The organism is Streptococcus equinus, from assembly GCF_900104225.1.
Taxonomy (GTDB): Bacteria; Bacillota; Bacilli; order Lactobacillales; family Streptococcaceae; genus Streptococcus; species Streptococcus equinus_D.
This window is the reverse complement of sequence record NZ_FNJK01000003.1, coordinates 144,734-165,971: the sequence shown is the minus strand read 5'-3', so window position 1 is coordinate 165,971 and position 21,238 is coordinate 144,734. Positions and strand designations below refer to the sequence as shown.

At 37.1% G+C, this 21,238-nt stretch carries 21 protein-coding genes and 1 other RNA gene; 3 read left to right on the top strand and 19 right to left on the bottom strand.

Annotated features, from left to right (window positions below; all coding sequences use genetic code 11):
* The first annotated feature begins 12 nt into the window (after positions 1–12).
* Entirely contained in the window at positions 13–927 is a 915-nt protein-coding gene (galU, locus tag BLP98_RS05960) for a UTP--glucose-1-phosphate uridylyltransferase GalU (protein ID WP_074482444.1), read from the top strand.
* A gap of 58 nt (positions 928–985) precedes the next feature.
* Here galU and BLP98_RS05955 read toward each other — a convergent pair whose 3' ends face one another.
* The 11 genes from BLP98_RS05955 to tgt all read right to left on the bottom strand — a co-directional run bounded on the left by BLP98_RS05955 (position 986) and on the right by tgt (position 9,731).
* Positions 986–1,657: a rhomboid family intramembrane serine protease gene (locus tag BLP98_RS05955; RefSeq protein WP_074482376.1), complete on the bottom strand. Its 672-nt coding sequence runs from the start codon at positions 1,655–1,657 to the stop codon at positions 986–988.
* On the bottom strand, positions 1,654–2,181 hold the full coding sequence (locus BLP98_RS05950; RefSeq protein ID WP_074482375.1) for a 5-formyltetrahydrofolate cyclo-ligase: 528 nt from the start codon (positions 2,179–2,181) through the stop codon (positions 1,654–1,656). The genes BLP98_RS05955 and BLP98_RS05950 overlap by 4 nt, the downstream gene beginning before the upstream one ends.
* Positions 2,182–2,458: 277 nt before the next feature.
* Entirely contained in the window at positions 2,459–3,592 is a 1,134-nt protein-coding gene (locus BLP98_RS05945) for an N-acetyldiaminopimelate deacetylase (protein ID WP_074482374.1), read from the bottom strand.
* Between the two features lie 58 nt (positions 3,593–3,650).
* Positions 3,651–4,349, bottom strand: a complete 699-nt coding sequence (gene dapD / locus BLP98_RS05940; RefSeq protein ID WP_074482373.1) for a 2,3,4,5-tetrahydropyridine-2,6-dicarboxylate N-acetyltransferase — start codon at positions 4,347–4,349, stop codon at positions 3,651–3,653.
* Positions 4,350–4,600: 251 nt separating this feature from the next.
* Positions 4,601–5,950, bottom strand: coding sequence for a glucose-6-phosphate isomerase (locus BLP98_RS05935; protein WP_074480136.1), 1,350 nt, complete (start codon positions 5,948–5,950; stop codon positions 4,601–4,603).
* Between the two features lie 189 nt (positions 5,951–6,139).
* Positions 6,140–6,237: signal recognition particle sRNA small type (ffs, locus tag BLP98_RS05930), an RNA gene on the bottom strand.
* A gap of 26 nt (positions 6,238–6,263) precedes the next feature.
* On the bottom strand, positions 6,264–6,770 hold the full coding sequence (gene tadA, locus BLP98_RS05925) for a tRNA adenosine(34) deaminase TadA (protein ID WP_074482372.1): 507 nt from the start codon (positions 6,768–6,770) through the stop codon (positions 6,264–6,266).
* Positions 6,770–7,546 carry an MBL fold metallo-hydrolase gene (locus BLP98_RS05920; RefSeq protein WP_074482371.1) on the bottom strand — a complete coding sequence of 259 codons (777 nt, stop codon included), beginning with the start codon at positions 7,544–7,546 and terminating at the stop codon, positions 6,770–6,772. The genes tadA and BLP98_RS05920 overlap by 1 nt, the downstream gene beginning before the upstream one ends.
* Before the next feature lie 73 nt (positions 7,547–7,619).
* Positions 7,620–8,150 (bottom strand): biotin transporter BioY, encoded by a 531-nt coding sequence (locus tag BLP98_RS05915; RefSeq protein ID WP_074482370.1) that lies wholly within the window; start codon positions 8,148–8,150, stop codon positions 7,620–7,622.
* Positions 8,151–8,153: 3 nt separating this feature from the next.
* Positions 8,154–8,456 carry a CHY zinc finger protein gene (locus BLP98_RS05910; protein ID WP_419177411.1) on the bottom strand — a complete coding sequence of 101 codons (303 nt, stop codon included), beginning with the start codon at positions 8,454–8,456 and terminating at the stop codon, positions 8,154–8,156.
* A 132-nt stretch (positions 8,457–8,588) separates the two neighbouring features.
* Positions 8,589–9,731: a tRNA guanosine(34) transglycosylase Tgt gene (gene tgt / locus BLP98_RS05905; protein ID WP_074482369.1), complete on the bottom strand. Its 1,143-nt coding sequence runs from the start codon at positions 9,729–9,731 to the stop codon at positions 8,589–8,591.
* 260 nt (positions 9,732–9,991) lie between these two features.
* Here tgt and BLP98_RS05900 point away from each other — a divergent pair, with 260 nt between their 5' ends.
* Both BLP98_RS05900 and BLP98_RS05895 read left to right on the top strand, forming a co-directional pair.
* On the top strand, positions 9,992–10,747 hold the full coding sequence (locus BLP98_RS05900) for a DUF975 family protein (protein WP_074482368.1): 756 nt from the start codon (positions 9,992–9,994) through the stop codon (positions 10,745–10,747).
* Between the two features lie 130 nt (positions 10,748–10,877).
* Positions 10,878–11,663: a DUF975 family protein gene (locus BLP98_RS05895; protein WP_074482367.1), complete on the top strand. Its 786-nt coding sequence runs from the start codon at positions 10,878–10,880 to the stop codon at positions 11,661–11,663.
* Between the two features lie 41 nt (positions 11,664–11,704).
* Here BLP98_RS05895 and perR read toward each other — a convergent pair whose 3' ends face one another.
* From perR to BLP98_RS05855, 8 genes are all read right to left on the bottom strand, one after another.
* On the bottom strand, positions 11,705–12,211 hold the full coding sequence (gene perR / locus BLP98_RS05890; RefSeq protein WP_074482366.1) for a peroxide-responsive transcriptional repressor PerR: 507 nt from the start codon (positions 12,209–12,211) through the stop codon (positions 11,705–11,707).
* Positions 12,212–12,443: 232 nt separating this feature from the next.
* Positions 12,444–12,866 carry a CoA-binding protein gene (locus BLP98_RS05885; RefSeq protein WP_074482365.1) on the bottom strand — a complete coding sequence of 141 codons (423 nt, stop codon included), beginning with the start codon at positions 12,864–12,866 and terminating at the stop codon, positions 12,444–12,446.
* A 104-nt stretch (positions 12,867–12,970) separates the two neighbouring features.
* Positions 12,971–15,607: a DNA polymerase I gene (polA, locus tag BLP98_RS05880; RefSeq protein ID WP_074482442.1), complete on the bottom strand. Its 2,637-nt coding sequence runs from the start codon at positions 15,605–15,607 to the stop codon at positions 12,971–12,973.
* A gap of 270 nt (positions 15,608–15,877) precedes the next feature.
* Positions 15,878–16,822, bottom strand: a complete 945-nt coding sequence (locus BLP98_RS05875; protein WP_074482364.1) for an AEC family transporter — start codon at positions 16,820–16,822, stop codon at positions 15,878–15,880.
* A gap of 113 nt (positions 16,823–16,935) precedes the next feature.
* Positions 16,936–18,189 (bottom strand): YkvI family membrane protein, encoded by a 1,254-nt coding sequence (locus tag BLP98_RS05870; protein ID WP_074482363.1) that lies wholly within the window; start codon positions 18,187–18,189, stop codon positions 16,936–16,938.
* A gap of 229 nt (positions 18,190–18,418) precedes the next feature.
* The gene (locus BLP98_RS05865) at positions 18,419–19,441 is read right to left on the bottom strand and encodes an ArsR/SmtB family transcription factor (protein WP_074482362.1); all 1,023 of its coding nucleotides are present in this window, start codon (positions 19,439–19,441) and stop codon (positions 18,419–18,421) included.
* 20 nt (positions 19,442–19,461) lie between these two features.
* Positions 19,462–20,382 (bottom strand): DMT family transporter, encoded by a 921-nt coding sequence (locus BLP98_RS05860; protein WP_074482361.1) that lies wholly within the window; start codon positions 20,380–20,382, stop codon positions 19,462–19,464.
* Positions 20,369–21,139, bottom strand: a complete 771-nt coding sequence (locus tag BLP98_RS05855; protein WP_074482360.1) for a DUF4931 domain-containing protein — start codon at positions 21,137–21,139, stop codon at positions 20,369–20,371. Before BLP98_RS05855 ends, BLP98_RS05860 begins: the two co-directional genes overlap by 14 nt.
* Positions 21,140–21,238: the final 99 nt, after the last annotated feature.

The following is a 21,238-nucleotide window of genomic DNA, read 5'->3' as shown; positions in this document are numbered from 1 at the left end:
TCTCGTATGAGTATGAGAAAAGTTAGAAAAGCCGTTATTCCCGCAGCTGGTCTTGGAACTCGTTTCTTGCCAGCCACAAAAGCACTCGCTAAAGAGATGCTTCCAATTGTTGATAAACCAACCATTCAATTTATCGTAGAAGAAGCCTTAAAATCAGGCATAGAAGATATCTTGGTTATTACTGGTAAATCAAAACGTTCTATCGAAGACCATTTTGATTCAAACTTCGAACTAGAATACAACTTGGAACATAAAGGAAAAACAGACCTTCTTAAACTCGTTAATGACACCACAGCCATTAACCTTCACTTCATCCGCCAAAGCCACCCACGTGGATTAGGGGATGCCGTTCTTCAAGCTAAAGCCTTCGTAGGTAATGAACCATTTGTTGTTATGCTTGGTGATGATCTTATGGATATCAACAACGACAAAGCTGTGCCACTTACAAAACAGTTGATTAACGACTACGAAAACACACATGCATCAACAATCGCTGTTATGCCTGTGCCACATGAAGAAGTTTCATCTTACGGCGTTATCGCACCTCAAGGTGAAGGAAAAGACGGACTTTACAGTGTTGAAACATTCGTTGAAAAACCAGCACCTGAAGATGCACCTAGTGATCTTGCTATCATCGGTCGCTACCTTCTTACTCCAGAAATCTTCAATATTCTTGAAACTCAAAAACCTGGAGCTGGTAACGAAATCCAATTGACAGATGCTATCGACACTTTGAATAAAACACAACGAGTTTTTGCACGTCAATTTAATGGTGATCGCTATGATGTCGGTGATAAATTTGGCTTCATGAAAACTTCTATTGACTATGCCCTTGAACACCCACAAATCAAAGATAGTATGAAACAATATCTTATCGATTTGGGTAAAAAATTAGAAGCTGAATCAGCTAAAAAAGAAACTAAATAATATGCTATAACATAAAAAAGTTCCTCTAGACAGTGTCTAGAGGAACTTTTTGTTAGTTCTAATGCAAAGCCATTACAATCAAAAGAAGACTTAAAGCAACATATCCACCCGCTGCTAACCAGCGTTGCCATGGCTTGAACATATCTTTTTCCACAAGCGTTGGTAAAAAGACAGCACATAAAATGCCACCAACAAGACCACCGATATGCCCTGCAATCCCGATACTTGGCGTAAATAAATTAAAAATCAAATTAATGATAATCAAAGCTTGATAATTTCGTCCAAGCTCTTTCAAATAAGGATTTCTTCCAAAATATCCTACAACCATAATTGCTGCAAAAACACCAAAGAGCGACGTTGAAGCACCTGCTGCAATCACATTTGGAGTAAAGAAAAGTGTAAAGATATTACCAACAATTCCCGATAAAACATACAAAGCCAAAAACTTATGATGGCCCCAAATTTGCTCTGCCATTTGTCCAACAAAATAAAGCGTCAACATGTTAAAGAAAAAATGTTCCCAGCCAATGTGGACAAAAATAGGTGTTACCAAGCGCCATAATTGGCTTGGGAATAGGCTAACATAAGCTCCATACATTCCACCAGCATTAAAAATCGCTTGGTTAGATGTTGCATTACCAAAATAAATCAACTGCATGGCTATAAAAACCAAGGTCGTTAAAGCCAGTAGAAAGATGGTTACTGGACTTTCCTTAAAAACTTTTTTCATCGACTTAATACCTCCATAACAGCTACATCGTGGCTATCTGGTTGAAAATCCGCCTTTTGGCAATCATAAATCGTACTAATGGTTTGACCGCTGTAGTCTGTTAAATATCTATCATAGTAGCCTGCCCCATATCCAATTCGAAAACCATTCTGATTAAAACCAACACCAGGAACATGAATCAAATCAATATCTGATTTTTCCACAGCTACGTCATCCACAGGTTCCCACAAGCCAAATTTTGTCTTAACTAATTGTTGAGGATTATAGACACAAAAAATCATTTTTCCTTTTGGATAAGTTTTAGGAACTAAAATAGTTTTACCATCCTTTTGAGCTTGCTTAATTAACAATTCTGTATTGTATTCAAAATCAAAAGCTAGATAAGTCGCTATCGTTTTAGCATCTTTGTATGCTTTTGTTGCTAGCAAATCATCCAATAAAGCCTGATCCTTCAAGGCTTTTTCTGCTTTATCTTGATTTTTTAGATACGCAATAATACTCTTTCTTAAAGCTACTTTTTCCATGCTATTATGATAACACAAAACCGATTTTTTACTCAGTAAAAACCTTAAAATTTACTTTAAGGTTTCTTTAAGGTTTCTCGGCTATACTATATCTATCCTAAATAGCGGTTCTCCCAAACCGCTGGGAATTGGCTCTTTTGGAGTTATTCCCTTTTCATAAATCTCCTGGACATGATTGAAAAATCATGTCCTTCCCTTTTTAAGCCGCTACCTCCCAATAGCGGCTTTTTTATTTCCTAAACCTAAAAAGTAGCAAGGGTCTAACCCTGCTACTTTTTTAATTCGCTGCTTTTTCTTTTAAGAAGGCTGAGATTTCACTAACCGCAAATGGAAGCGCCGCTTCATTTGGACTCATTTTAGGATGATGGAGCGCATATGGCGTATCCACTCCAAGCCAGAACATGACTCCAGGAATTTGATGCAATAAATAGCCAAAATCTTCTCCAGTCATAGCTGGCGAACAATCAATCAAATGAACCGCTTCTCTGTTTCTAAAGAAATCCATAAGTTCACTTGCTAGTTCAGGATTATTTTCCACAGGTAAATAACCACCCTGCTTAAGGTTTACATCAACTTCCATACCAAAACTTGCTGCCACTCCTTGAGCTATCTCTGTTACACGTTTTTGAATTAAGAGACTCATCTCCTGCGTCAACGTTCGGATAGTTCCATGCAACTGTGCGGTTTCTGCAATAACATTATTAGTTGTTCCAGAATGGAAAGACCCAAAAGTGACAACACCACCCTGAATAGGGTCAACATTACGGCTAACAATCGTCTGTACTTGTGTCACAAAATAAGAAGCCGCTACAAGCGCATCGTTTGCTTCGTGTGGAAAAGCTGCATGTCCGCCTTTTCCTTTAAACGTCACCAAAACTTCACAAGTCCCTGCAAATAAAGTTGAGGTATTTGTCGCGATATCACCAACTTTAAAATCAGGTCTCACATGAAGCCCATAAAATTCATCTGGCTTCCAATCTCCAAAAGCATTATCTTGATACATCAGCATGCCACCAGCCTCATTTTCCTCAGCTGGTTGGAAAAGGAAAAGAAGATTATTTTTAGGCTGTACTTGTACCAATTCATTTAACAAACCAAGAGCAACTGTCATGTGCATATCATGACCACAAGCATGCATACGTCCTTCATGTTGACTAGAAAATGGTAGACCCGTCTCTTCAATCACTGGCAAGGCATCGATATCTGTGCGCCAGCCAATGGTCTTCTGAGGAGCTGAACCTTTTAAAAAGACCAAAATACCAGTTCGCCAAGTACGTTGTTCAACAAAATTTTTTCCAGCTGTGATTTCTGCAATACTGTCTAAAAGGTAAGCTTGAGTTTTAAATTCCTCCAAACCAATCTCAGGAATCTGATGCAAATCACGACGAATTTTAATTAAATCTAAATTCATATTGTTTCCTTTATTTTTTAAAAGCTTGAGAGAATTTCCCAAGCCTTTATATCTCTTATTATAAATTACGCAAAGCGTCTTCAAGCGCTGTTTTTTGTTGTGTTTTGGCATCAATTTCTTTAATGACACGTGCAGGAACGCCTGCTACCACAACATTTTTTGGAACATCTTTAGTGACAATAGCTCCCGCTGCTACGACAGAACCATTACCAACTTGAACACCTTCGATAACCACGGCATTAGCACCAACAAGAACGTTATCTCCAATACGAACTGGTTCTGCTGAAGCTGGTTCAATCACACCTGCAAGTACTGCTCCTGCACCAATATGGCTGTTTTTACCAACAATAGCACGTCCACCAAGAACAGCACCCATATCAATCATAGTACCAGCACCGATTTCTGCACCGATATTAATAACTGCACCCATCATAACCACGGCATTATCATCAATAGTCACTTGGTCACGAATAATAGCACCTGGCTCAATACGTGCATTAATATTACGTTTATCAAGCAATGGAACAGCTGAATTACGGCCATCTTGTTCAACAACGTAATCTTTATTTTCAGTCAAATTAGCCAAAAGTGGTTCAATATCTTTCCAGTCACCAAAAAGCACATTACCCAATTTTAGAACGCTCTCTGGAACAGCTGCAGCAAGTTCACCTTCAAATGTTACCTTAACATTTGTTTTTTTCTCCGCATTTCCAATAAAAGCAATAATCTCTTGAGCCGTCATTTTTTGTGCAGTCATATTTAAGATACCAAGAGTGTAAATGGCAGAAATTCGCCTTTTCCAATACTTTAGCTTGGGGTAATAAAAACTACTCCCTTGCCAAACACTCTATTCCTTCCATTCAAAGTTAGTTAATTGTATACTATTATAACAAATATTCAGAAAATTTGGAAAGAAATTTTATTTGTTTTCACAATTTCATGCTCACATATTTTTCACACGCAAAAAAAAGCTTCCTTTCGGAAGCTTTTTATCTGTGTATTGATGAATTAAAGACGTGCGTTCAATTCAGCTGACAAGTCTTCAAATCCTGGTTTACCAAGAAGAGCAAACATGTTTTTCTTGTATGCTTCTACACCTGGTTGGTTGAATGGGTTAACAGCGTTAAGGTAACCTGAAAGACCGATAGCCAACTCGAAGAAGTAGATTGTGTAACCAAGAGTGAATTCATCTTGTTGAGGAAGTGTCAAGAACATGTTAGGTACGCCACCATCAGTGTGAGCAAGAAGTACACCATCAGTTGCTTTTTTGTTTACGAAGTCAACATCTTTACCTTGAAGGTATCCAAGACCATCAAGATCTTCTGACAATTCAGGGATAACAACGTTTTTACGTGGTTTATCAACACGAACAACTGTTTCGAAGATGTTACGGTAACCTTCTTGGATAAATTGACCAAGTGAGTGAAGGTCAGTTGAGAAGTTAGCAGATGTTGGGTAGATACCCTTTTGGTGTTTACCTTCTGATTCACCAGCTAATTGTTTCCACCATTCACCAAAGTATTGAAGTGATGGTTCGTAGTTAGCCAAGATTTCAGTGATGTAACCTTTACGGTAAAGTACGTTACGAACTGCAGCGTATTGGTAAGCGATGTTTTCTGAGATTTCAGCAGAAGTCAATTCTTTACGAGCAGCGTTAGCACCGTTCATAAGAGCTTCGATATCGATACCAGCAGCAGCGATTGGAAGAAGACCTACAGCAGTCAATACTGAGAAACGTCCACCAACGTTATCTGGAACAACAAATGTTTCCCAATCGTTAGCAACAGCTTCAACTTTAACAGCACCTTTAGCTTTATCAGTTGTAGCGTAGATACGTTTGTTAGCTTCTTCTTGACCGTATTTTTCAACTAGAAGTTCTTTGAAGACACGGAAAGCGATAGCTGGTTCAGTTGTAGTACCTGATTTAGAAATGATGTTAACTGAGAAATCTTTATCTTTAACGTATTCAACAAGGTCTGCAAGGTAAGTTGAAGAAATTGAGTTACCAGCGTAAAGGATTTGTGGACCTTTACGATCTGCAGATGCTTGAAGGTTGTAGAAGTGATTGCTCAAGAAATCGATAGCAGCACGTGCTCCAAGGTAAGAACCACCGATACCGATAACGACAAGAACTTCGCTGTCTGATTGGATTTTAGCAGCAGCTTTTTGAATACGAGCAAATTCTTCTTTGTCGTAGTTTTCAGGAAGGTCTACCCAACCAAGGAAATCAGAACCAGGTCCTGTACCTTTACGCAAATATTCGTCAGCAACGTTGACTTGTGTTTGCATGAAGTCGATTTCTTCTTGTTCGACGAATTGACCCAACAATTTTGAATAGTCAAATTTAATATGTGTCATTACAATACTCCTCAAAAAATTAAATTTCTCTTCTATATTACTCTTTTATACACTTTTTTTCAATCATTTTTGCTAAATAATCCTATAAAATAAAGCGTTTCACGGACTTTTTCTAACTTGCTGAAAACTTTCATGAAACAATCATTCATGCATGAAAAAACTCCGCTTTTTTTGCATGATTTCAAGCATTTTAAAGAATAAAAAAGAGCACACACCTACAATCGCTTAGGGCTGCTGGATTCCTCCCCTGACCCGCTTCACGCGCAGATGTTGCTCCGATAGCTATTATATCATATTTTTTTGATTATGCAAATCAGCACTGCTCTTTGGCTTGCTTCTTGGCTGCTTTTTTCTTCTCACGATTTTTTCGGAAAAAGTCCTGCATAATGCCAGCACATTCAGCCTCAAGAATGCCCGTTTCGACCTCAACACGGTGGTTGAGACGAACATCTGTCAGAATATCGTAAAGACTGCCTGCTCCGCCAAATTTTTGATTAGCAGCTCCATAAATCACTTGTGGAATGCGGGCAAGCCCAATAGCTCCACTGCACATGACACAAGGTTCAATGGTGACAAATAAAGTACTCTCAAGCAAACGCCAATTGCCTTCGTTCTCATTAGCTTCATTGATGGCCATAATTTCAGCATGCAAAATCGCTTTTTGCTCTTCTTCACGCGCATTGTGCCCACGTCCAATAATCTCACCATCTTTGACAATAACACAGCCAATTGGAATTTCTTCTTTTTCTAGCGATTTTTGCGCTTCCTTGAGCGCTTCTCGCATGAAAAACTCTTTTTCTTCCTGCGTAAATTCAGCCATTAGAGCTCCCCGATTTGCCAAGATTTGTGTGGCTCAGCCAAGTCAACTGGCACACCGTCAGCAAAACCTTGTGCTTCTTCTTTAAGCACTTGAAGGTGATTTTTAGCATCAATACCTTGTGGTGGCACTGGTGGCGTGTGCGTCAAGACAAGTGATTTCACACCTGCAGCTTTGGCAATCTCTCCTGCTTCTTTCGTTGTCAAATGAGCTGGGTGATTTTCATTTCCTGCATAAAGGTAAACATCTGCCAAAAAGAGATCTGCGCCTGCGGCGAATTTTTCCAATTCAGCAAAATAGCCTGTATCACCAGTAAAGACTAGCGATTGACCAGTTGCACGTTCGACAATACGAAAGGCATAGCAAGGAACGGGGTGGACCGTTTTGATAAAGGTAATATCAAATGGACCAATTTTTTCAACGCCAGTGACATCGTAAGCTTTTCCTTCAGAAACGCCTGGTAAAGTCAATTTAGCAAATTCAACTTCGTCTTCGTTGTGACCGTAAATCGGCAAAACTTTTGGTGTCCAAAGGTGTTTTGGATAAAGTTGGAAATAATGACGAAGTACACCAAGATCAGCAATATGATCAGGGTGATAATGTGAAATAATCACCGCATCCAAATCAAGTGGGCTGATTTCTTTTTCTAATTCTGTGACGGCACGGCTTCCACAATCCATAAGCAATTGAAAACCATCTTCACTCGTAACAAGATAAGAGGTTGTTCCGCTATCTTTATAAGGGTATGCTCCCCAGCAACCAAGTGTTGTGAGTTTCATAATAGGCTCCTTCTCTAGTTATACTTACTCACATTATAACAGAAATAGACGCTTTTTTAAAAAGACTGTTCTCTTATGCCAAGCCCAATTTGTCTTTAAATTTATAAGCAATAGTACTAGCAACCACAGCTTTAATCGTATCGCCAGGAATAAAAGCAAGATTTGATAAAAGCGATGTCACTAAAGGCATGTGCATGTAGACAGAAAGATAAATAGCTCCTGCCACATCAACAAACAAAACTCCACCAAGTAAAATCGCAACTAAATAACTGATAAATGATGTATTTTTAAAGCCCTTCAAAACCAAATTAACTAAAATTGGCACAAAGAACCAAGCAATGACATAGCCAGCTGTTGGTCCAGCCAAAACGGCAAATAAAGTTCCTCCTGAGAAAGCTGGTAAAAGCATTCCTAAAAGGAAAAATAAAAGAATTGATAAACTCCCCTTCTTCCAACCTAACAAAACTCCTGCTAACATGACTCCCAAATTCTGCAAAACAATTGGAACGGGAATAAAACCTAGTGGAATGGCTGGAATGAAGCCCAAAATAACCAAAATAGTTGCCATCATGGCAATGTAAAGTAAATCCCTGACGTTTTTCATAACCTACTCCTTTGAAAAATAAATAGTCTCATGTAACTGACACTTTGGATTAAAGGCATGGTGACAATAAGGACAAAATCCCTTTTTATACTCCGTAAAAGTTAACGTATGAAGACAACTGCCGCAAAGCACTGGTGCATCATCGTCTACCGAAACAGGCTCAAAAGGATGATCTCGCAACTGATCATGACACTGATAACAAGCAAAATATTCCTGACACTTGCTACATTTCAAAGCAACAACATCACATGCTGTATGATAGTGTCGACATCTTCCCTCACTATCAAGATCAATTCCATAAATCATTATAATCACCAACCTTTTAACAAAGTTTACTACTTCATTTTATTTTAGTCAACTATTTTTTGTATATAGGTTAACACTTTTTGAGATTCAAGAAAAAAAGCCTGAAACAATCGTTTCAAGCTTTATAATGTATTAGAAATTACGGTCGCTCTTATTGTAGCCATAACGTTCAAAGAAATCTTCACGGAATTCCAAAAGATTGTCATCCATAATAGCTTGACGAACTTTTTTCATCAAGTTTACAAGGAAGTAAAGGTTATGGTAACTTGTTAAGCGAAGTCCAAAAGTTTCATCAGCTTTAAGAAGGTGACGAATATAAGCACGTGTGTAATTACGACATGTGTAGCAATCACAATCGTGATCAAGTGGCGTGAAATCTTCTGCATAAGCTGCATTTTTAACCACTAAACGTCCTTCACTTGTCATACATGTTCCGTTACGAGCGATACGTGTTGGAAGTACACAGTCAAACATGTCGACACCGCGGATAACACCATCAATCAAGCTATCTGGTGCACCAACCCCCATAAGGTAACGTGGTTTATTTTCTGGCAACATTGGCACTGTGAAATCAAGCACCGCATTCATTTCTTTGTGTGATTCACCAACAGCTAATCCACCGATTGAATAACCTGGGAAATCCATGCTAACCAAATCATTAGCTGATTGACGGCGAAGATCTTTAAATCCAGCACCTTGTACAATACCAAAAAGTCCTTGATCATGTGGACGACGGTGTGCTTTCAAACCACGTTCAGCCCAACGACTTGTACGTTCAATTGATTTTTTAACATAATCGTATGGTTGATAGAATTGTGGACACTCATCAAAGCTCATCATAATATCTGACCCAAGGTTATTTTGGATAGAGATAGCTTTTTCTGGTGACAAGAACATTTTTTGACCATTAAGGTGGTTTTTAAAAGTAACCCCTTCTTCGGTAATGTTACGTGTTTCAGCCAATGAATAAACTTGGAAACCACCACTATCTGTTAAGATAGCTTGATCCCAGTTCATGAATTTGTGAAGGCCACCAGCTCGAGCAATGAGCTCATCTCCTGGACGTAACCAAAGGTGATAAGTATTTGATAGGATAATTCCTGAACCCATTTCTTTAAGTTCTTCTGGTGATTGTGTTTTAACTGTTGCTTGTGTCCCAACTGGCATGAACATTGGTGTCGGGAAAGTCCCGTGTGGCGTGATGATTTCACCCAGACGAGCTCCAGTGTGTTTTTCTTTTTTAATTAAACGATATTTAATCGGATAATCTGTCATTTTTTTCTCCTAGCTACCACAAAAAACAGTTGTGGGCATTTTTGATATTGTCATGATTAGAAGTAATCAGACAGAGAACGAATCTAATATCCAGACTCTACTATGTATTGCTTTTAAAAAGCGCAACCTTTACGATTTTACCAGAAATCACATTATTTGTCATGTTTACATGTTTTCGTGTGACTTCTCTAATACAAGATGTTATAATGAAGGTGTGGAAGTATTTACATTTTAGGGAATATTTAAAGGAGGTCCATATTATGAAAGCTTCAGAAACTCGACAAAAAGCTAGAGAATTTCTAAAAACTCTCTCTGGCAAGTATCAATTGTTTATTGTTTCTATTATCTTGGCGATTTTAACTATTTCAGTGACTTATCGTGAATCAATTTATTCTTACAATGGCACTGAAATTAGCGTCACGCAATCTGTTCCAAGTATCATCGGAATCCTATCAGCGCTTTTCCTTGCTTCAGCAAGCTTTGCAGTTCTTGATGTAATGCGTCACAAAGCTGATCATGTTGAAGTTAGCGACAACATGCGCGTTTTCTCAAACGAATTGTTCGGTAAATACGTCGTAACCGCAATTGTTAAATGGGTATTCCTCTTCTTATGGTCATTAATCGCTATCGCTGGTATTATCATTCTTTCTGCTGGGGTTATGTTTGCTGCTACAGATGATTCTGCTGCAGGCTGGGTTATTGTCCTTATCGGCTTTATCGTGATGATTGCAGGTTTTGTCCTTGCAATTATGAAAGAATATGCATACAGCATGACAACTTACGTTCTTTATGACGATGTCACAAATGGTACTTATGAAGGCCCTCGTAGTGTTATTACTAAAAGTACTGAATTGATGAAGGGTAATAAATGGCGTTTCTTCTGCCTACAATTTAGTTTCATCGGTTGGATTATTTTGACTGCTCTAACATGTGGTCTACTTCATTTCTATACTTTGCCATATATAACAACCGCTGAACTCTTCTTCTACGAAGATTTACGAGAAAAAGCTGAATAAAAAATTCAATAGATACCAAACAAAGAAGCTGAGATGAGTTCGTTCAGCTTCTTTTAATTTTCTAAACATTCTTAGCTAATTATGGTATAATACTCCTCGGGAAAATTTAAAAAATTAGGAGGTTTATATCATGAATGCATCTACTGCATCCGAAATTCGTGCGAAAGCAAGAAAAGCACTTTTTGTTCCAGGTAAAGTCCCTCTTTACCTTTTTCCAGTGATTTTATATATCATTTCACCATTAATTCTTTTTGAAATATCTACATCAATTTTTAGAGTTTTTATGCACCAAGCTTTTCCAGTGGATATCATCTTTTGGGGATTGGGATTGTTGTCATTTTTCCTATTAACGTCTGCTAATTTCGCATTACTTGACAGTTTGCGAGGCTACCGTGAGAAAGTGGGAATTTCTGATAATGGCATTGCTTTTTCAAAAGAAATTTTTGGAAAACTCTTTGTAACATCACTCGTAAAATGGTTCTATCTAATTTTATGGATGTGGCCAACAGGGATTGCAATTCTTTATTTACTCTATGAAATAAAATATGGTTTCTATGCACCCGGAATTTGGGCAAACGTCGTTGTTGTTATCTTTTTTAGTTTTATATTTGGTGGAATCATCTTATCTATCATTAAAAGCTACTCTTACTCAATGACTTCCTATATTCTCTATGACCAAATCAAAAACGGAACCTATACAAACCCCAATAATGTCATCAAAAGAAGTAAAGAACTCATGGACGGCAATAGATGGCGTTACTTCTGTCTTCAATTTAGCTTTATTGGTTGGAATGTATTAGCATATATTTTCTGGGCAATTATGAATTTCTACGTGTTCCCATACAGACAAGCAGCTCAAATCGTATTTTACGAAGAACTACTAGAGCTCGAAAGAAAATCACAATTATTGAAATAATTAACATACACAAAAAGAAGATGCTTCCCACATCTTCTTTTTTAATCTTCTTTATATTCTTCTCGATAAGCCATGAAAGGTTCTCCTGCTGCTTTCAGTTTTTCTTGGCATTTTGGACAAATTCCATAGGCTGTTAGCTGAACCTTGGTAATCATATAGCCTGTTTGTTCATAGGCTTCTTTTCCAATATCAATAGCATCAACATCCATAAAGTCTGCAATATCACCACAATATTTACAAACAATGTTGATATGCTGGTGTCCCATGAAATCGTAGTAAGTTGTTGGGTCGTTAGTCACTTTTAACTCAGCAACAAACCCTTCTTTAACCAAGACTTTCATGTTATTGTAAACTGTTGCCAAACTCATATTAGGATGTTCAGGCAACAAGTCCTTATAAATCTTTTCAGCACTTGGGTGCTCATGACTATTTATGATATAAGCGATAATGGCCTTACGAGTCTCCGTAATGCGGATGTGCTTCCTTTTGAGATGCTCGATAACATTTTCATAGGCATCCAAAGGACGGTGATGGGTATGAATGTCCATTATGGCTCTCCTGTTCTATAGATTAAAGTCATTATAACATAGTTTAACTGTTACTCGTATCGACATGCTCATTCATTTTATTATAAAAATCTGACGATTTCAAGTTTTCAAAGTAAAAGTCTCTTATTTTTTCTAAAAAACGCTTAAAATCTGATTTTTAGAGCATGAAAAAATGAGAAAACTCTTTCTTGAAAAGTCATCTCATTTTCACTAGTATTTTCAAAGAATTATTTTATAACCCTTGGTACTCAATCTTAATACACTTGTTCATGACGATTTTATCACGTCCAGCGGCCTGCAATATATCTGCAGCTTCTTGGCTTTCGAGTCCAAGTTGTGCCCAGAAGACATCAGCATCCGTTTCAATGAAATCTTTGGCAACTTCAGGGAGAAACTCACTGCGCCTAAAGACATCGACAATATCAATATGGACAGGAACATCTTGAAGCGAAGCATAGACAGTTTCACCAAGAACCTTTTGACCCGCAAGGCGAGGATTGACCGGAATAATGGTGTATCCTGCTTCTTGCATAATCTTTGAAACGCCATATGCTGGGCTATTTTCACGGTAAGACAAGCCGACAACTGCAATGGTTTTAGCATTTTTAAGATAAGATGCAATCACATCTTGGCTAGGATTTTGAAATGATGTCATTTAGCTGCCTCCTTTTATTGCGTTTTTCTTAAGTATAGCAAATCATGGATTTTCTGCCTAGCAAAAAGGAAATGACTGTATCAGCCACTTCCTTTTCATTTTTTCTATTTTGCTTCGTACCATGTTTGGCCTGCACTTTCGTCTGCCACAAGTGGGACTGAAAGTTCAATGGCTGATTCCATGGTTTCTTTGACTAATTTTTCGATAGCTTCTAGCTCGTCTTTTGGCACTTCAAGGATGATTTCATCGTGCACTTGTAGAAGCATCTTGGTCTTGAACCCACCATCAACAAGAGCTTTATCAAGGTTAATCATAGCGATTTTGAGAACATCAGCTGCGCTACCTTGAATTGGTGAGTTGATGGCTGTACGCTCTGCAAATTGACGTACGTTGAAATTGCGAGCATTGATATCTGGCAATTCGCGACGACGGTGGAAGAGCGTTTCAACATAGCCTTTATCTTTGGCATCACGCACCACGCGCTCCATGTAGTCTTTAATACCTGGGTAGCGTTCGAAGTAAGTCTCAATGTATTGTTTTGCCACTTTACGTGGAATACCCAGATTATTAGCAAGACCGTAATCAGAAATTCCGTAAACAATGCCGAAGTTAACAGCTTTGGCGTTACGACGGTCATTTGGTGTGACGTCTTCTGGCTTTTCAATACCAAAGACACGCATAGCTGTTGACGTGTGGATATCTGCTCCCTCACGGAAAGCCGCAATCAAATGTTCATCATTTGAAATATGAGCTAGTACGCGCAACTCAATTTGTGAGTAGTCAGAGCTCAAAAGCACTTCGTCTTCTGTTTCTGGGACAAATGCCTTACGAATTAAGCGACCTTGTTCCAAACGAACTGGAATGTTTTGCAAGTTAGGATCAACACTAGACAAACGCCCTGTTTGCGTCAAATCTTGCAAATAACGCGTATGAATTTTGCCGTCTTTCAAAATGAAATCTTGCAAACCAACGATGTAAGTTGATTGAAGTTTAGCGATTTGGCGATATTCCAAAATCTTAGACACGATTGGTGAAATTGGTGCCAAACGTTCCAAAACATCTACTGCTGTTGAGTAACCTGTCTTAGTTTTCTTGGTGTAGCTTGTTGGTAATTGCATCTTGTCAAAGAGCAATTCACCCAATTGTTTTGGTGAATTAATGTTAAATTCCATGCCAGCAAGGTCATAGATTTCTTGTGTCAACTCATCAATAACAGCTTGGTTGGCTTTTTCCATGTCTTGCAGCGTTTCTTTCTTAACTGAAATACCAGCGATTTCCATCTTAGCAAGAACGTTTGCAAGAGGTTGTTCCATGTCAAAAAGAAGGCTTGCTTGTTGATGCTCTGTCAACTTGTCTAGCATGGCTTTTTCAGAATGGTTCAAGACCACAATCTTACGAGCCAAGTGGCTAAGAAGCACAGCTTTATCTGGCACCGCGCGTTTAGCCCCTTTACCATAAACAGCTTCATCGCTATCAAGAACATACTCTGTGTAAAGACGAGCAATCGTTGATAATTCATTGTCATCAACCGTTGAAAGAAGGTATTTAGCTAAACGGCTGTCAAAGGCTGGCGCTGGCAAATCAATGCCTAAATGGCTAAGAAGAACTTTGCTGCGTTTGAAATCATAAGTTTTGATTGGTTTAGCTAGCGCTGCCTTAAACAAATCATCCTTGAGAAGGTCAAGATTAGTTGACGCATAAATCGCTTTGTCATTTCCCCAAGCAAAGCCAATGATATTTTCAACGTGATAATTTTCTCCTAAAATTTCAAAGTAGAAGAATTGATTATCTGTGAACATGTCAGCATTCAAGCTATCAACTTCAGTATAGCTCACGTCAAATTTTTCTTGCTTTTTAGTGGCACCAAGATTGTCTTTAAATTGCTTGAAGCCCATTTCATCATAAAACGGCAGCAGTTTATCCAAATCAGGTCCACTGTAGTCAATGTCATCAAGTCCAATGGCGATTGGTGCTTGAATATTGATTGTTGCCAAAGTCTTAGACAAGAAAGCTTGTTCTTTATCGTTAATCAAGTTTTCTTTCATCTTAGATTTCTTCATGCCATCAATGTTTTCATAAACACCTTCAAGGCTACCGTATTCTAAGAGTAATTTAAGACCTGTTTTTTCACCAACTTTTGTAACACCAGGGATATTATCTGATTTATCTCCCATAAGAGCTTTGAGGTCAATGAATTGTTTTGGTGTGATTCCCATTTTTTCCATGAGATAAGCTGGAGTGAATTCTTCAAACTCAGCCACACCTTTTTTAGAAATTTCAACGGTTGTGTTGTTATCAGCTAATTGGATAAGGTCTTTATCTCCACTGACGATTGTAACATCATACTCGTCTTCGTTTTCAGCTAATTTATCAAGCGTTCCGATAATGTCATCAGCTTCATAGTTTTCCAACTCATACCAGTTGATACCCAATGCTGTTAACATTTCACGGATGTATGGCAACTGCTCACGGAATTCATCTGGTGTTTTAGCACGACCAGCTTTGTAATCTTTGTACATTTCCGTACGGAAAGTTGTCTTTCCAGCATCAAAAGCCACCAAAACATGCGTTGGCTGAACTCTTTCTAATAAATGATTGAGCATAAGGTGAAAACCGTAGATAGCATTGGTATGAAGACCTGCTCGGTTCTTAAAGCGATCAATCTGATTGTAGAGTGCAAAAAAGGCACGATAAGCAACGGATGAACCGTCAATCAATAATAATTTTTTCTTGTTTTCCATGGCTTTATTATAACACATCTTGAGCATGCATTTTAACTTAAAAGGTGCTCAAAAAACGATAAAAATAATCCTTTCTATTAAGATTTATTTAAGCCAGTGCTCTTATACTGTAATCATTCCTAAAACTTTCACAGCTAGCTTTGCTAGCTCGTATCCATCCACTTCTCCCAAAGACTGGATGAATACACTTTTTCATAATCTCCTTAAAGTCTAGCTTTAGCTAGGCTTTTTGTATTAAAAAACACTTCCGTACTTGGAAGTGCTCAAAATTTATAAACCATTTAATAACAGCATTAAAAGCGGAACCACAATGATGGTCAAAATAGTTGATTCAGTCACCATAATAGCTGCATAGTCACTATCTGCCCCATAAAGTTTAGCTACAACAGGAGCATTTGTCATAACAGGCATGGCTGATTGAATGATAAAGACTTCTTTCATCAGCTGTGGCATTTGGGTCTGCTTCACGATAAGCATCATCAAAAGCGGAGCAATCACAAAACGACCAACTAAAACCAAGACATTGTCTTTTGTAAAACGCAAGCGTGACAGCCCTGCATTTGCCACCGAAATCCCAATAAAAATCATTGATAAGGGGATAGTCAAGTTCCCCAAATATTGAAAATCGCTGAGTAAAAAGGCTGGCAAGTGAATATTCAAAAGAACTAAAATCACCCCAACAATAAAGCCTAACAATGGTGGCGAGAAGATTTTCTTCAAGGTACCACGGAAATCAAGAGTCACCTCTTTACGACCATCTTTTTGAATCAAATAAGTTCCGATAGTCCAAAAGAAAGTCGTATTACACATATAATAAACCAAAACATAGGGAATACTTTTATCACCAAAAAGCGCTTGATTGATTGGAAGACCAACAAAAATCGTATTCGAATTAAAGAACATGGAAACAAACAAACCTTGATATTTTTTATCAATCAAGAATAAGTGTGCCACTGCCACAGCAATTGCTAATAAAATCACCATAGACAATGCTGGAAAACGCAGTTGCGGCAGCATCTCTAACAGTTCCTTTGCCGTAAAACGACCGACAATGGTTGAAATCATATAACATGGCAGAGCCACCTGAGTCACTAACTTAGCAATCAAATTTGATGATTTATCATCAAACCAACCTTTTTTAGCCAAGACATAGCCAACCATGACCATGATGAGAATAATCAGAACACCTGAAAAACTAGTCACAAACCTTGTCATTGCTTACTTCCTTTTCATCTTTTAGTTTCAGTATAGCATATTTTTACCGCTTTCTTAACCTCTAGAACAAATATTCAAAAAAAGCTGGGAAAAACTTCTTCCCAGCAATAGTTTTAATGATTATCCTCGTTTTCTGAATCAAAAACTTGTTCGACATGTTCATGAATATCTTCTTTAATCTCATCTGTTTCAACCACAGATTCTTCACCCAACTGTTGGTATTCTACCTTGTCTTTCTTAGTAAATTGCTTATTATCGTCATATTTTTTAGAAATCAAAGAAATCATGCGGCGACGCAAATGTTTTTCGTCCTGCACATTGCCTTTTTCACGAATCCAAGCTTGAAGCAAAACAACCAACATAACCAAACCAATGTAACCAAGCACAGGATACATGACAGAAACCAGTTGTTTAAAGCCAAGGAAAGACAAAACATACCCAGTCACGACAAAGATAACCATGTAACGTTTAAATTGACCCTCACCTTTATTTTCAGAAAAGCGTTTAGCTAGAGCGTAATAAAGACTAAAGGCTGTGTTGAAAATAAGTCCAAATACGACAAGGGAATAAGCAAAAGCAAACCAAGGGTGGATTTCATTGGCGAGTACTAACATTGGAATATCTGCAGAAGCAATCTTTCCAACATTGACAAACAAGACAAGTGAGGTAATCGCAATAATCAGGCCGACAATTGCACCACCAAGTGTTCCCCCTTTTTCAGCAACGCCAATACGAATAATTGAACCACCAAGGACAAAAGCCATTGATACCCCAGTCATCACACAAATGGCGAAGTAATTAAGAACAGACACCCAAATATTTGGCATATTTGTCGGTAGAGTCTTAGCTACTGTATTTAACTGTTCAAAGTCAAAAGAATGTCCAATCAGACTATGACCAGCAATAATCAATACCATGATAATAACAATCGGCGTAAAAATCCCAATAATCTGAGTAATTTTCTCAAAATCAAGGAAACTTACAAAAATCACAAGGAGAACACAGATTAAAGCTCCTAACCAAGTGGGCAATCCAAATTGTTGATTAAGGTTGGAACCCGCTCCAGCAATCATAACAAAACCAATGACATAACAAGAAACAATCAAAGCAATGTCTAATACACGATTGGTAAAAGGATGGGCAATCTTTGAAAGTACCTCTGAATGGTCATTCGAACGATAGTAACTTCCTAATGTCACGATAATACGTCCAAAGATAGCATTCAAAATCCCTAAAACAATAACGCCAATCATTCCCCAGATACCAAATCCGACAAAATATTGCATCAAATCCTGCCCCGAAGAAAGTCCAGCACCAACAATAATACCAACATAAGCTAGTGCAATTGATAAAATTCGTTTAACCATTTTTCCTCCTTTTTAAATCAGGCAACATTAATAGGTTAACAAAAACAGATTAAGACAAAATGACGATTGTAATCTCAGTATGACATTTGTTAAATTCCTGTGAAAATTTTCACGTTATTTACAACTCTTTTTCAAGCAAATGCCATTAAAAAAACAAGGGTATTCTTACCTTCATTTTAACATAAAACCCTACTAGAACGGTGATTCTAGCAGGGGATCCACCATAAAATTAGCGACTAGCATTATTATAAAAATTAGGAATCAAACTAAGAACTTTGTTGGTATTATAATAAAAAACACGCTTACCATCTCGGATTTTATTTACCAAACCAGCCTCTTTTAACAAAGTCAAATGATGAGAGATTGTTGGCTCACTGACACTTAAAATTTGCGATAAATTTTTGGTTGTCTTTTTTCCTTTATTTAAGTTAACTAGTATATCAATTCTCACCGGATCCGATAAAATTTTAAAAGTGTTGGCCATGACTTGTCGCGAAAAATTTCCTATATGTTGCGAATTAATATCATAAATGATGGTAATACCATTTTTAAGCCGATTTACTCTAACATGGGGCCAAGTCACAGAACTTGGAATGAAATATAACTTTTCTCCATCATCTAGCTTATAAACGTCATCTTCCTTAGTTTGAATCTTAATTGAATCATTATTCCAATAAATTTGATTGGAATCAATGGTGCTAATGAAATTTATAAATCCTTTTTCTGCAATATAATCCCTTTGTTTTTTGACATTATGGTTCAAAATATTAATCAAATTTGAATTCGAAACCAATTCTTTAAAATAGGTATCATGATATTCCCTCAAAAAAGAAAAAAGCTTCAAAAAAACCAAATTCTGATTGCACTTCAAATCATGTACTAACTCTGTGTTATCGAATTCCTTGAGTTCCTGAATCAAATCATCAACATTTTTGTTAAAAAAACTAGTTCCTAAATGAGATAGCTGCAGTTCTAGGCACTTATCTTCAAGAATCATCTCTTCCATAAAAAAGCTAGGAACAGCCTTCCTATAAAGTGGCGAAAAATACTTTAACTCAGCTAATGTTTTACAATCCATCTGTTTTCGAGTTTCAATAGCCCATGCGGTCATTAGTCCATGCCCCTCAGGATTTAGCAAAACATGTAAACTACAAAAAAGCTCACTAAGAGGTGAAAAAATGCTACGACAATTATTATCCATCGAACGAATATTTTCCACTAATTGTTCTGAAAAATTGATTGTAATCGTCATTAACTGCCCCCTATAAAATCCTAAATTTTTCTCCTAGCTAAATTATTGACAACAATTGCCCCAATTGTTAAACAAGCTCCAAAAATTTCAATGGCTGAAATCTGGTAACCTAAAAAGACTTCTACCAAAAAAGTCACAATTGGCACTAAATTCATGAATAACGAACCATTCTGAGGTCCTAAAAACTTATTCCCAACATTCCACATCAAGACACCAATAACACCTGAAAAAATACTCATGTATAATAATTGTCCTTGAACAGATTGTAAATCAGATAAAGATGGAGCATTAGAAATATTCATTTTTGTTAGAATAATTATAACAAAAATCGAACTGATATTCCCAAATAAACAGCTTAAAGTCGTATATTTTAATGGTGACCAACTTGGATAATGACTAACACCGATTGTATAAAATACCCAAGCAAATACGCTTAAAAAAATTAAGATAATTGGTTTCAAAAGATTCTTTTCTTGTTGAAAAATAGAAATATTTCCTTTTGTAACAACTAAAAATACTCCTAAAAGAGAAACCAAAATCAAACTCAAAGTTAACCAACCTGGAAATTCTCTTTTATAAACCCATAAAACCAAAATAGAAACCATTGGAATTAAAGCCATTAACAAAGAGGCTAATATTGTTCCTTGAGTTCCTGCCATCTTTTGACCAGCAAAAACTAGAAAATTGTAAGCACAAAAAGCCATTGTTCCTAAAAAATAAATGCCAATCAATTGACTTTTGTTAACCGTAAAGCCACCTTTTCCCTCTCTCAAAAAAAGAATCACTGACAAAACAATTGCTACAATCAAATACCTTATTAAAGTAAACCAATATGGGTCTATTACATGTAAGGCACTTCCCGCAATTGGCCATTGAGCACCAAACATTACCCCTGCAATCAAACAACTACAAAAACCTGTTAAAAATTTATTTTTTGACATAATAACTCCTAAACTTCTTCAAAAACTCCTGCTTAATCTCTACCAATCTAGTCATATCATTCATTTGCGATACCTTATACCCTACATAATAAGGTGACACTACAAAGCGAGGAACAACTTTACACATGACTTTTTCTTTACTTCTGAAAAAGAAAAGATTATAAGAGCGACAATTTCCTAAAAAGTAGTCTTTAAGCAAATACATGACAACATTTTTAATAGCATCCGCAAAATAATCCAATTTATTCTGATTTGTGATGATATTAAATTCGCAGAAACCCATTATTGGCTCAGTTGATAAATTGATTTCAGCATGATAACTATCCTCTTCACATACAGTAAGCCCTTCAAAATTTTCAGTTTTTAAAGCTTCATAGACGTTTTGGGATTCAAATCCTACTATTTGCAGGTGAGGATGACGCAAACTACCGCCTGATAAAGGCCCATAATTTTTAAACATTGCCACGCTTTGAAATGTTTTCTGCGATTGCATACTAGAAAATTTGTCCATTGCATATCGAATCAACTGCCGGTTATAGTCATAAGTATAATTTGAAATATCTCCCCAATGATCATCAGACTCGATAATAATCGTTTGATAAGTTTCCTCTAACGTTCGATATTTATTTTCCAACCAAATCATTGCTCCATTTTGATCAAGAATATTTGTCAACTGATGAACCTGACAAAATGGACAATCACTACTATCATCAGGCTTTTCTTTTGCAATTTTAGGATTAAAAATCAATGGTTTCATAATCTCCCTCCTTTTAACTGTAAATTATACTGAATCACTCCTCCCATTCCAATCTATTGTGATTTTTTGAAATCGTTAATCACTGAACATATAGAACAG